The organism is Streptomyces sp. NPDC059373, assembly GCF_042751495.1.
GTDB lineage: Bacteria > Actinomycetota > Actinomycetes > Streptomycetales > Streptomycetaceae > Actinacidiphila.
Genome location: NZ_JBHYXC010000079.1, coordinates 1 through 11857, shown reverse-complemented (window position 1 = coordinate 11857; position 11857 = coordinate 1). Strand labels below are relative to the sequence as shown.

Genomic DNA, 11857 nt, shown 5'->3' with positions numbered 1-11857 from the left:
GGCACCCGTCCGCCCCCTCACGCCCCGCTGGTGCTAATCGACACCCCGTCCGGCGATTGAGGACAAAGCGCAGCCGGCGGCTGCGCAACCCGGCGAACGTTCGCGGCCACGGCACCAGCGGCAACTGCCGTACGAACCGGGGGGCGGGCCACCACTGTCAGTGGCCCGCCCTACAGTCATGCGGTATGGCGATGCTTCCCAACCCCCTGCCCCAGCTGGCCGACGACCCGTCAGGCCACGCCCTCGGGCTCCAACTGCCGCCCGGCAGCGTCCTCGACACCCCCGAGCAGCCCGCTTTGCTCTGGTACGCGGACGACCCTGCAGACCCCGATTCCTGGTCGCGGCTGTTGCCCGCGCGGATGGCTGCCGGGCTCCAGCCGGTGCTGCTCGACCTCGAGGACGAGCCGCTGGAGGACTGGGAGCTCGACCCCGACGCGATGTCCTACCCCGGCGAGCACGATCCCGACGAAGTCCTCGCCGACCTGTGGGAGTACGACGAGGACTTCGTGGACGAGGACTGGCCCGGCCTGGCGCCGACTCAGGAGCCGGCCGCCGGCGCCGGACCCGATCCCGACACCCGGGCGACGGAGATCGCGGCCGCCCTCGTCCGGGACAAGTGGTCCAGCGACCTCCGCCCCGCCCTGGTCCACGCCCGCCGCAGCGCCGACATACCCGCCGCCCTCGGCTGGTACGGCCCCGTCAACCACGAGGGCGACGTGGCCCGGCTCTCCGCCGTCCTGCGCTCCTGGGAGGACCGCTTCGGCATACGCGTCGTCGCCGTCGGCTTCGACCAGCTCGTCGTCTCCGTCGGCGCCCCGCCGAAGACCCTGGACGACGCCGAGGCCGTCGCCGCCGAGCACTACGCCTTCTGCCCCGACAACCTCACCCAGGGCGACCGGGACTACGACTCCCTGCGCGCCTACGCCGAACACGCCGTCCTGGACAAGGACTTCTGGCGCTTCTGGTGGGACTGAGCTTCTAGTGCCCCTCCCGGCAAGCTTTGCCCTGTCGCTCCGCCCAGCACGCACACTCGCGGCGTTGGCCAAAAGCCCTGGTAGCTCCGCTACAAGGAATTCCGGCCGCCTCGCGATCGCACGCACCGGACGACGCTCATGACGGGCAAACATTGCCGGTCACGGCACTCGCGCCTCAGCCGAGCTGCCGGGCGACCTCGGTCGCCCAGTAGGTCAGGATCAGGTTCGCGCCGGCGCGGCGGATGCCGGTCAGCGTCTCCATGATCGCCTGGTCGCGGTCGATCCAGCCATTGGCGGCGGCCGCCTCGATCATCGAGTACTCACCGCTGATCTGGTACGCCGCGACCGGCACGTCCACCGACTCCGCGAACTTCGCCAGCACGTCCAGATACGGCAGCGCGGGCTTCACCATCACCATGTCCGCGCCCTCGGCCAGATCCAGGGCCAGCTCGCGCATCGACTCCCGGAAGTTCGCCGGGTCCTGCTGGTACGTCTTCCGGTCGCCCTGCAGCGACGATCCGACGGCCTCCCGGAAAGGCCCGTAGAAGGCCGACGCATACTTCGCGGTGTACGCGAGGATGCTCACGTCCTGGTACCCGGCGCCGTCCAGCGCCTCCCGGATCACGCCGACCTGGCCGTCCATCATGCCGCTCGGGCCGACCACATGGGCGCCCGCGTCCGCCTGGACCCGGGCCATCTCGGCGTAGCGGAGCAGCGTCGCGTCATTGTCGACCCGGCCGGCGGCGTCCAGTACGCCGCAGTGGCCGTGGTCGGTGTGCTCGTCCAAGCACAGGTCGGACATGACCACGATCGAGTCGCCGACCTCGCTGATGACATCCCGGATCGCCACCTGCAGGATCCCGTCCGGGTCCGTCCCCGGCGTCCCCACGGCGTCCTTCTTCGCGTCCTCCGGCACCCCGAACAACATGAGCCCGCCCACGCCCGCTGCGGCCGCCTCCGCGGCCGCCTTCCGCAGCGTGTCCCGCGAGTGCTGTACGACCCCCGGCATCGCGCTGATCGGCACGGGCTCGCTCACGCCCTCCCGCACGAACATCGGCAGGATCAGTTCCGCCGGATGCAGCCGCGTCTCCGCCACCATCCGCCGCATCGCCGGGTTCACCCGCAACCGCCTCGGCCGCGCCCCCGGAAACTCGCCGTACCCGCTGCCCATGCCCATGCTCCGCCCTACCTCCGCTCACGCCCCGCTTCCCTGCCATCCACGGTACGCCCGTCCCGGCCGGCCTTTTGCCGACGCTCTGCCGGGACTCTTCCGGCCCCAGGGCCGAAACGACCGCCCGGCGCAGTCAGACGCGGGCGCGGCGCCGGGAGCCGGGGCGGCGTTCGCTGGGGCGGGTGACGGGGTCGCCGGCGGCGACGGCGGATTCACGGCGCCGGGTGCCGAAGTCCGCGAGGGCCTGGGCGAGCGCCTCCACGGAGGGCTCCGGCGACATGACGTCGACGCGGAGCCCATGCTCCTCCGCCGTCTTCGCGGTCGCAGGACCGATGCACGCGATGACGGTCACATTGTGCGGCTTACCCGCGATACCGACCAGATTCCGCACCGTACTCGACGAAGTGAACAGCACCGCGTCGAAGCCGCCCCCCTTGATCGCCTCGCGGGTGTCCGCCGGCGGCGGAGAGGCCCGGACCGTGCGGTAGGCGGTGACGTCGTCGACCTCCCACCCGAGCTCGACGAGGCCCGCGATCAGCGTCTCGGTCGCGATGTCGGCGCGCGGAAGGAACACCCGGTCGATCGGATCGAAAACCGGGTCGTAAGGAGGCCAGTCCTCCAACAGCCCCGCCGCCGACTGCTCACCGCTGGGCACGAGGTCCGGCTTGACGCCGAACTCGACCAGCGACTTCGCTGTCGACTCGCCCACCGCGGCGACCTTTATCCCGGCGAAGGCGCGCGCGTCGAGCCCGTACTCCTCGAACTTCTCGCGCACCGCCTTGACGGCGTTCACCGATGTGAAGGCGATCCACTCATACCGCCCCGTGACGAGCCCCTTCACGGCCCGCTCCATCTGCTGCGGCGTACGCGGCGGTTCGACGGCGATCGTCGGGACCTCGTGCGGCACGGCGCCGTAGGACCGGAGCTGGTCGGACAGGGACGCGGCCTGCTCCTTGGTCCTCGGGACGAGCACCTTCCACCCGAAGAGCGGCTTGGTCTCGAACCAGGAGAGCTGCTCGCGCCGCTCCACGGTCCGCTCGCCGACGACGGCTATCGCCGCGATCGGCCCCTCAGGCGTGGGAAGGGCCTTGGTGGCCTTGAGCTCGGCGGCGATGGTCGCGAGCGTGGCGGTCCACGTACGCTGCCGGGTCGTGGTCCCGGCGACGGTCACCGACAGCGGGGTGTCGGGCTTGCGCCCGGCGGAGACCAGCTCGGCCGCGGCAGCGGCGACCGTCTGCAGGGTCGTGGAGACGACCAGCGTGGCGTCGCTGGCGCCCGCCTCGGTCCAGCTCCGCGACCCCGCGCAGGACGCGTCGAGGAAACGTACGTCGCCGCTCAGCGGGACACCGGCGTACGCCGGGACACCCACGGCCGCGGCGACGCCCGGCACGACCTCGAAGGGGATGCCGGCCCGGGCGCAGGCGAGCATCTCCTCGGCGGCGGCGCCGTCGAGGCCGGGGTCGCCGGCGATCGCACGGACGACCCGCTTGCCGGTGCGCGCGGACGCCATGAAAAGCTGGGTGGCAACGGCGGACGCGTCCAACGCGCCCTCGCCGGGCGTGGGTTCGGCCGTGTCCACGCCTGCCTTGGCGTGCGCCCGTACGACGTCGAGGACGTGCGGGTCGGCGATCAGCAGATCAGCGCCGGCGAGAGCCTCGACTGCCCGTAGGGTCAGCAGCCCGGGATCTCCCGGTCCGGCACCCAGGAAGGTGACGTGTCCGCAGGCGGGACTCTTGGTCCCGGAGGTCGTGGTCGCCGCGGCGGCGGTGGGGCTCAAAGTTCGCGCTCCCCCATAAGACCGGCCGCACCCTTGGCGAGCATCTCGGCGGCGAGTTCGCGGCCGAGTGCCGCGGCGTCCTCGCGAGAGGCAGGGGTGGCACCGGTGGTGGACATCTGTACCAGCGACGTGCCGTCGGTCGTGCCGACGACGCCGCGCAGGCGCAGCTCGGAAACCTGCCCGTCGGCCACAAGGTCGGCGAGCGCGCCCACAGGGGCGGAGCAGCCGGCCTCGAGGGCGGCGAGCAGTGCGCGCTCGGCGGTCACGGCGGCCCGGGTGAACGGGTCGTCGAGCTCGGCGAGCACGGAGGCCAGCTCTGCGGATTTCGCAGAACATTCGATGGCCAGTGCCCCCTGGCCGGGGGCAGGCAGTACAGCGTCGGCGGGGATCAGCTGGGTCGCCTCGGCCAGGCGGCCGAGCCGGCTCAGCCCGGCGGCGGCGAGGACAACGGCGTCCAGGTCGCCTGAGGCAACATAGCGGATCCGGGTGTCGACGTTGCCACGAATCGGCACCGTCTCGATCGCGAGACCGAGCTGTCGGGCCCAGTGGTTCAGCTGCGCCAGCCGGCGCGGCGAACCGGTACCGATCCGCGCCCCGCGCGGCGAGGCGGCGAGCTGCTCGAAGCTCAGCCCGTCGCGTGCCACCAGCGCGTCCCTGGGGTCCTCGCGGACCGGGATCGCGGCCAGCGTCAGCCCCTCGGGGGCGGCGGTCGGCAGGTCCTTGAGCGAGTGCACGGCGAAGTCGATCTCACCGGCGAGCATCGCGTCACGCAGCGCCGATACGAAGACCCCGGTGCCGCCGATCTGCGACAGGTGCTCGCGCGAGGTGTCGCCGTACGTGGTGATCTCCACCAGCTCGACGTCCCGCCCGGTCAGCTCGCGGACCTGCTGAGCGACCTGGCCGGACTGCGCCATGGCCAGGGCGCTGCGTCTGGTGCCCAGTTTCAGTGCGTTCGGGCTACTCATGCCCGCCCTCGATTCGGTTCAGCCGTTTCGTCGGCCCGGCTGACGGCGGCGACCGCCTGCGGGTCGAGGTCGAAGAGTTCGCGCAGCGCGTCCGCGTACCCGGCGCCGCCGGGTTCGCCCGCGAGCTGCTTGACCCGCACGGTGGGCGCGTGCAGGAGTTTGTCGACGACGCGGCGCACGGTCTGGGTGACCTCGGCGCGCTCGCGTTCGTCCAGGTTGGGGACCCGGCCGTCGAGGCGGGCGAGTTCGGTGGCGACCAGGTCGGCGGCCATGGCGCGCAGCGCGATGACGGTCGGCGTGATGTGCGCGGCGCGCTGGGCGGCGCCGAAGGCCGCGACCTCGGCGGAGACGATTTTGCGGACCTCTTCGAGGTCGGCGGCCATGGGCGCGTCCTGCGCGGCCGTGCCGATGGTCTCCAGGTCGACCAGGTGGGCGCCGTCCAGCGTCCCCACCACGGGGTCGGTGTCGCGCGGCATCGCCAGGTCGAGCAGGCCGATGGGCGTGGAGGCGGTACGGGAGAGCAGCGCGCGGGCGACCGTGTCGGCGGCGATGACCTGCCCGGTCGCCCCGGTACAGGAGACCACGATGTCGGCGTGCGGCAGCTCGGCGGCCAGGTCGTCGATCCGTACCGCCCGGCCGCCGACCGCCTGGGCGAGGCGGGCGGCGCGCTCGTGGGTGCGGTTGGCGACGACGATCTCGCTGACGCCGGCGCGCGCCAGGGTGTTGGCGGCCAGCGAGCTCATGGATCCGGCGCCGACGACCAGGGCGCGCTTGCCCTTGGCCCAGCCGTCGAAGCTGTCGACGCCGCCGATGGCCTGGGCGAGCTGGTCGAAGCCGAAGCTGACCAGGGACTGGCCGGCCCGGTCGATGCCGGTCTCGGAGTGGGCGCGCTTGCCGACCCGCAGCGCCTGCTGGAACAGGTCGTTGAGCATGCGCCCCGCCGTGTGCTGCTCCTGGCCAACGCTGAGGGTGTCCTTGATCTGGCCGATGATCTGGCCCTCGCCGACGACCATGGAGTCCAGTCCGCAGGCCACCGAGAAGAGGTGGTGGACGGCCCGGTCCTCGTAGTGCACGTACAGATACGGGGTGAGCTCCTCCAGCGGCACCTCGCTGTGCTCCGCGAGCAGTGTCGACAGCTCGGCGACCCCGGCGTGGAACTTGTCCACGTCCGCGTACAGCTCGATGCGGTTGCAGGTGGACAGCACCGCAGCTTCGGCGGCCGGCTCGGCGGCGACCGCCTCGTGCAGCAGCTTGACCCGGGTTTCCTCGGCGAGCGCCGCCCGCTCCAGCATGCTGACCGGAGCGCTGCGGTGGCTCAGCCCGACCACGAGAAGACTCATGCCGGCATCACGGCGGGGACGTCCCCGTCAGGTCCCGGACGCTTGATCCCGCCACGTACGGTCTTCGCGGCGACCGGCGGCGCGACCGAATCGACGGCCTCGCTCAGCTCCTCGCCGGCCTTGCGCTGCTCGTGGAAGGCGAGGATCTGCAGCTCGATGGAGAGGTCGACCTTCCGTACGTCCACGCCGTCGGGCACGGTCAGCACGGTGGGCGCGAAGTTGAGGATCGAGGTGACCCCGGCGGCGACCAGGCGGTCGCAGACCTCCTGGGCGGCTCCGGCCGGGGTGGTGATCACACCGATGGACACCTGGTTGTCCTCGACGATGTCCTCCAGCTCGTCGGCGTGCCGCACCGGCAGTCCGGCGATCAGCTTTCCGGCGAGCTGGACGTCCGCGTCGATGAGCGCGGCGATACGGAAGCCGCGGGAGGCGAAGCCGCCGTAGTTGGCGAGGGCGGCGCCGAGGTTACCCATGCCGACGATCACGACGGGCCAGTCCTGGGTCAGGCCCAGTTCGCGGGAGATCTGGTACACGAGGTACTCGACGTCATAGCCGACGCCCCGGGTTCCGTAGGAACCGAGGTACGAGAAGTCCTTGCGGAGCTTGGCAGAGTTGACCCCGGCGGCGGCCGCGAGTTCCTCGGACGACACGGTGGGCACCGAACGCTCGGAAAGCGCGGTCAGAGCCCGCAGGTACAGCGGAAGACGGGCGACGGTGGCCTCGGGGATCCCTCGGCTGCGGGTCGCCGGTCGGTGAGTTCGGCCAGTTGCCACGATGCTCCTGCGGGTAGAGCGTGGACGACAGGCGCCACAGTCCCTATGGTCGCCCCGTGTACGCCAATCTATGTCTTTGTGAACGCGTGCACAAAGATGGTGTCCGATTTGCCCTGGGGAAGTGACCGGCATCACGCGCTCTCATTTCCGACATAAGAGACGATTTGCTGCGCCGGAACGTTCCTTCTGCGCGCCACTTCCGTACTCCTGCGTCCCACCCATGGTGCCTCGACCGCCGCCATCTGCGGCCAGTCCAGTGCGGCCGCCTTCGCGACCGCCCCCACCGCGTACGACTGCCGCCCGTGCGAGTGCCGCTCCACCGGCTCTGTCGCGTACCGCGTGAACAGCCGCGCCGTGGCTCGCGCGTCACCCAGCGCGGTGTGCGCTGCCCAGCCGGTGACCCCGGCCGACTCGGCGCAGGCCCGCAGGCTCAGAGCCCCGGGCAGCGTGCCGCGGAGCGCGGCCATGCGCATCGTGCACATCTCCGGTACGGCGGGGAATTCGACGCCGATACGGGCGTACTCGGAGACCAGGAACGCCCGGTCACAGCCCACGTTGTGCCCCACCAGCACCCTGCCGCGCAGCAGCCTCAGCAGTTGCGGGGCGATCTGCGCGAAACGCGGGGCTCGGGCGGCCAGCACATGGTGGTGCTCGATTCCGTGGATATGGGTCGGCCCGACCGGGCCCTCCGGATCGACCAGCGTGGAGAACTCGCCCTCCACGGCCAGTTCGGCGTCGAGCAGCACGACCGCCACCTCGACCACGCGATTGCGCCGCGAACTGGACCCGGTCGCCTCAAGGTCCACCACGGCGAAACCCCCGTGCACCCCCTGAAACCTGCCCGGGAGCACGCCGTCACCATCCTTAGCCACGCACCCCCGCTGCAGAACTTCTGCAAAACGACCTCGATGGTAATCGAAGCCACGGGCGGAAAGGAACGTGACCATTTCGCCCACAGTGGCCCACGCGGCCCGGCTCAGCCGCCCAGCGCCCGCCTCAGCCGGGCCTCGTCCACCCGCCAGAAGGTGTGCTGTTCGCCGTCCACCAGGACGACGGGGATCTGTTCCCAGTACGTGCGGTACAGCTCCTCGTCCTGGTTGATGTCGCGCTCCTCCACCGCCGCTCCCAGTTCCGCGGCGACTTTCTCGATCACCACGCGTGCGTCGTCGCACAGATGGCAGCCGGGTTTGCCGATGAGCGTCACAGTCCTCATGTCCGCCATTGTGCCCCCGCGGGCCGCTCGGGTTCCGGCCGGCCGCTGGCCCGGAGTAACAGATCCGTCGCAAGGAGTTCACCCGGCCGCTCCATGCCCGCATCAGGACTGCCTAACGGACTGGCTATGCTCGCCACATGGCCGCTCTGCGATGGCTCACCCCCCGTAGGCGCTCCGCGACCGCGCGCAGCGTCCTGGCAGGCGAGGCCGCGGCCGAGGCCGCCCTCGCGGCTCCGCTGCCCAAGCAGGCGGAACCCGCGGAAGAAGGCGTGCCCGCCGCACCTCCGGAGTTCCCCGTGGTCGGGGACCCGCACGCCGCCGCCTTCTTCGACCTGGACAACACGGTGATGCAGGGCGCGGCCCTCTTCCACTTCGGCCGGGGCCTGTACAAGCGGAAGTTCTTCCACAAGCGCGACCTGGTCCGCTTCGCCTGGCAGCAGGCGTACTTCCGGATGGCCGGCTCCGAGGACCCCGAGCACATGCAGGAGGCGCGCGACAGCGCCCTGTCGATCGTCAAGGGGCACCGCGTCGAGGAGCTCATGTCGATCGGCGAGGAGATCTACGACGAGTACATGGCCGGCAAGATCTGGCCCGGCACCCGCGCCCTCGCCCAGGCCCACCTGGACGCCGGCCAGCGGGTCTGGCTGGTCACCGCCGCCCCCGTCGAGACCGCCACGATCATCGCCCGCCGCCTCGGCCTCACCGGCGCACTGGGCACCGTCGCCGAGCACATCAACGGCGTCTACACCGGCCGCCTCGTCGGCGAGCCGCTGCACGGCCCCTCCAAGGCAGAGGCCGTCAAGGCACTGGCCGTCGCCGAGGGACTCGAACTCTCGCGCTGCGCTGCGTACAGCGATTCGTCGAACGACATCCCGATGCTCTCGTTGGTCGGACATCCGTATGCGATCAATCCCGACGCGCGGCTGCGCAAGCACGCCCGCCGCGAGGGCTGGCGGCTGCGCGACTACCGTACGGGCCGAAAGGCGGCGAAAATCGGCATCCCCGCGGCGGCCGGAGTCGGCGCCGTGGCCGGGGGCGCGGCGGCCGCCGTGGCCCTGCAACGCCGCCGCCGCTGAGGGACACGCGCGGTCACGACACCGGGTGTGCACAGGTCAGCGGGGCCATCCCTTCGGTCTTCCCCCTCTGGCCCCACCTCAGTCCCCGCTGTGTCACACAGCCACAACACGCACTCCATGCGAGCATTTCACGACCCCATATGGTCAAGTCCGTTTTCACGTTCGATAATTGAGTGGTCACCAATCCGCCAGAGAGTGGGCGGAATCGGTGATTTCAGCGACTCGGTGTAGCGTCGCCTGTACGAAGCGTTATTCTCCTCAGACGCAAGCCGGTTCCCACGCGTCGCTACGACGGGTGAACGGTTCCGTACTGCACGTGATGGAAGTTCTGCCTCTGGGAGTCCCGTGTACCCACACACCGGGGTTGACGCCTCTGGCTTGGCTGCGTTGCGCGCACTGGTGGCCGACCACCTGCGCGCCCTTGTCCCCACGTACGCCATGCCCGCCCTCGCCACGCCCGTGCCCGCCGGTTCCGCTTACGGTCCGCTCTATGCCATGGCCGAGGCGGGCACCGCCGTCGGCCGCCGCACCACCCGGCACAACGCGCAAGCCCCGGGCGCCAACACCGCGTCCCGCCGCCCCGCCGCCGACAGCGACAGCGGCCGCATGATGGAGCTGGTCGAACGGGCCCAGGCCGGGGAGACCGAGGCCTTCGGCCGACTGTACGACCACTACTCCGACACGGTGTACCGCTACATCTACTACCGCGTGAACGGCAAGGCCACCGCCGAGGACCTCACCAGCGAGACCTTTCTGCGCGCCCTCCGCCGGATCGGCACCTTCACCTGGCAGGGCCGCGACTTCGGCGCCTGGCTGGTCACCATCGCCCGCAACCTGGTCGCCGACCACTTCAAGTCGAGCCGTTTCCGCCTCGAAGTCGTCACCGGCGAAATGCTCGACGCCAACGAGGTCGAGCGCAGCCCCGAGGACTCCGTCCTGGAGGCGCTCTCCAACGAGTCGTTGCTCAAGGCCGTCCTCAAGCTCAACCCCCAGCAGCAGGAGTGCGTCACGCTCCGCTTCCTCCAGGGCCTCTCGGTCGCCGAGACCGCCCGCGTCATGGGCAAGAACGAGGGCGCGATCAAAACCCTTCAGTACCGGGCGGTCCGGACGTTGGCCCGACTGCTCCCCGAAGACGCCCGGTGAGATCCGTTGCGTGAATCCGCACGATCCGATCATCATGACTGCGTAACCCAACTCGTACGGCACTCGTTGCATCAAATGCAGACCCCCCACTGCGGTGCCTTGCTCGCTTCCGGTCACTCGATCGGGTGGACAGGCTCAAGGAACGCAACCTTCCGGGCGCTTCGGGGAGTCGAGTGTGAATGACGAGAGGAGGTGCCGCCCGTGATCGCGAACCCAACAGCGCACCGGCGGGCGAACGCCTTCGCCGAGGCCCTGGAGGACGGCGGTCCCCAGGCGGTCGGCGAGCAGCAACACGGTGCTCATGCCGCTCATGCGGCGGACCGGCATGCCGACCCGGACCAGGGCCGAATGCTGGCCCTGGCGGACGCCCTTGAAGACGTACCCCGGCCGGTGCTGGACCCCGCGAAGAAGATCGAGCAGCGCGCCCAGCTGATCGCCGCCATGGAGGCGGCGCTCGCCGACGGCACCCTCAAGGTGCCCGAGCAGCGCGGCAGCAGCAGCAGCGGCAACACCCGCAACGGTGCGCATCGCTACAAGCCCAGCTCCCGCTGGGGCCGCCGGCTCGCCGCCGGCGGACTGTCGGTCGGCGTCGCCGCCGGCGCCCTCGGCGGCGTCGCGGCAGCCAGCACGGACGCGCTGCCCGGCGATACGCTCTACGGCCTCAAGCGCGGCATGGAGGACATGCGGCTCAACCTGGCCGACAACGACGCCGCCCGGGGCAAGGTCTACCTGGACCTCGCCTCCACCCGCTTCCAGGAGGCCCGTCGCCTCATGGAGCGCGGCAGGAGCGGCAGCCTCGACGCCGAGTCGGTCGGCGAGATCGGCAAAGCCCTGACCGGCATGCAGCAGGAGGCCTCCGAAGGTCACCGCCTGCTCAGCGCCGCCTACCGCAGGGACGGCTCTCTGCAGCCGATCGAAGCGCTCTCCGCCTTCTCCTCCAGCCACCGCCAAGGCTGGACCGAGCTGCGCGACCGCCTCCCCTCCCGGCTCACGGACGTCGGTAACCGGGTCAACTCCGTCTTCGACGCCATAGAGCAGGAAGTCGGCCCGCTCCAGAAGCTGCTCCCCCCGGCCACCGGTGGCACCGCCGACCGCAACGGCGCGCCCAACAGCACCCGTTCCGGCACCTCCGGCAAGCCGGCGCCGTCGGCCACGGGCTCCGCCACCGGCAAATCCGCCGGCTCCGGCAAGTCCAGCCCCTCCTCCTCCGGCGCCTCCGCCGACAACAACCTCATCGGCGGCCTCGTCGACGGCGGCTCCACCTCCACCCCCAGCAGCTCCCCCTCCAGCTCCGCCGACTCCACCCAACCCTCCGTCACCCTCCCCCCGCTCCTCCCAGGCCTCCTCCCAGGCCTGGGCCTCGCGGCCGAGGACGAATAGCGACAGCAACAGTGCGGCGGGCGGAGCTGAGAATCAGCTCCGCCC

Annotated in this window: 11 protein-coding genes; 4 read left to right on the top strand and 7 right to left on the bottom strand. The window is 71.0% G+C overall.

Features of this window, described 5'->3' with window-relative positions; all coding sequences use genetic code 11:
- Nucleotides 1-185: 185 nt before the first annotated feature.
- On the top strand, nt 186-974 hold the full coding sequence (locus ACFXJ5_RS40560) for a DUF4253 domain-containing protein (RefSeq protein ID WP_384643355.1): 789 nt from the start codon (nt 186-188) through the stop codon (nt 972-974).
- A gap of 175 nt (nt 975-1149) precedes the next feature.
- Here the strand turns inward: ACFXJ5_RS40560 and hemB are convergent, their stop codons facing one another.
- The 7 genes from hemB to ACFXJ5_RS40525 all read right to left on the bottom strand — a co-directional run bounded on the left by hemB (nt 1150) and on the right by ACFXJ5_RS40525 (nt 8213).
- Entirely contained in the window at nt 1150-2145 is a 996-nt protein-coding gene (hemB, locus tag ACFXJ5_RS40555; RefSeq protein WP_384643352.1) for a porphobilinogen synthase, read from the bottom strand.
- 133 nt (nt 2146-2278) lie between these two features.
- A complete protein-coding gene (locus ACFXJ5_RS40550) occupies nt 2279-3922 on the bottom strand; it encodes a uroporphyrinogen-III synthase (protein ID WP_384643349.1) in 1644 nt (547 codons plus the stop codon).
- Nucleotides 3919-4887: a hydroxymethylbilane synthase gene (hemC, locus tag ACFXJ5_RS40545; RefSeq protein ID WP_384643346.1), complete on the bottom strand. Its 969-nt coding sequence runs from the start codon at nt 4885-4887 to the stop codon at nt 3919-3921. Before hemC ends, ACFXJ5_RS40550 begins: the two co-directional genes overlap by 4 nt.
- Nucleotides 4884-6227: a glutamyl-tRNA reductase gene (locus tag ACFXJ5_RS40540; RefSeq protein ID WP_384643343.1), complete on the bottom strand. Its 1344-nt coding sequence runs from the start codon at nt 6225-6227 to the stop codon at nt 4884-4886. Before ACFXJ5_RS40540 ends, hemC begins: the two co-directional genes overlap by 4 nt.
- Nucleotides 6224-7000, bottom strand: coding sequence for a redox-sensing transcriptional repressor Rex (locus tag ACFXJ5_RS40535; RefSeq protein ID WP_384643340.1), 777 nt, complete (start codon nt 6998-7000; stop codon nt 6224-6226). The genes ACFXJ5_RS40540 and ACFXJ5_RS40535 overlap by 4 nt, the downstream gene beginning before the upstream one ends.
- A gap of 131 nt (nt 7001-7131) precedes the next feature.
- Complete coding sequence (locus ACFXJ5_RS40530; protein ID WP_384643337.1) at nt 7132-7809, bottom strand: 3'-5' exonuclease; 678 nt, start codon at nt 7807-7809, stop codon at nt 7132-7134.
- 167 nt (nt 7810-7976) lie between these two features.
- Nucleotides 7977-8213, bottom strand: coding sequence for a glutaredoxin family protein (locus ACFXJ5_RS40525; protein ID WP_384643334.1), 237 nt, complete (start codon nt 8211-8213; stop codon nt 7977-7979).
- A 137-nt stretch (nt 8214-8350) separates the two neighbouring features.
- Here ACFXJ5_RS40525 and ACFXJ5_RS40520 point away from each other — a divergent pair, with 137 nt between their 5' ends.
- From ACFXJ5_RS40520 to ACFXJ5_RS40510, 3 genes are all read left to right on the top strand, one after another.
- Complete coding sequence (locus ACFXJ5_RS40520; protein WP_384643331.1) at nt 8351-9289, top strand: HAD family hydrolase; 939 nt, start codon at nt 8351-8353, stop codon at nt 9287-9289.
- Nucleotides 9290-9634: 345 nt separating this feature from the next.
- Nucleotides 9635-10432: an ECF subfamily RNA polymerase sigma factor, BldN family gene (locus ACFXJ5_RS40515; RefSeq protein WP_384643328.1), complete on the top strand. Its 798-nt coding sequence runs from the start codon at nt 9635-9637 to the stop codon at nt 10430-10432.
- A 201-nt stretch (nt 10433-10633) separates the two neighbouring features.
- Nucleotides 10634-11812 (top strand): DUF5667 domain-containing protein, encoded by a 1179-nt coding sequence (locus ACFXJ5_RS40510; protein ID WP_384643325.1) that lies wholly within the window; start codon nt 10634-10636, stop codon nt 11810-11812.
- Nucleotides 11813-11857 lie beyond the last annotated feature (45 nt).

Excerpts from the sequence above, each read along its gene's own strand:
- ACFXJ5_RS40560 (WP_384643355.1), top strand. The coding sequence starts at position 186 with ATGGCGATGCTTCCCAACCCCCTGCCCCAGCTGGCCGACGACCCGTCA.
- hemB (WP_384643352.1), bottom strand. The coding sequence starts at position 2,145 with ATGGGCAGCGGGTACGGCGAGTTTCCGGGGGCGCGGCCGAGGCGGTTG.
- ACFXJ5_RS40520 (WP_384643331.1), top strand. The coding sequence starts at position 8,351 with ATGGCCGCTCTGCGATGGCTCACCCCCCGTAGGCGCTCCGCGACCGCG.
- ACFXJ5_RS40540 (WP_384643343.1), bottom strand. The coding sequence starts at position 6,227 with ATGAGTCTTCTCGTGGTCGGGCTGAGCCACCGCAGCGCTCCGGTCAGC.
- ACFXJ5_RS40525 (WP_384643334.1), bottom strand. The coding sequence starts at position 8,213 with ATGAGGACTGTGACGCTCATCGGCAAACCCGGCTGCCATCTGTGCGAC.
- hemC (WP_384643346.1), bottom strand. The coding sequence starts at position 4,887 with ATGAGTAGCCCGAACGCACTGAAACTGGGCACCAGACGCAGCGCCCTG.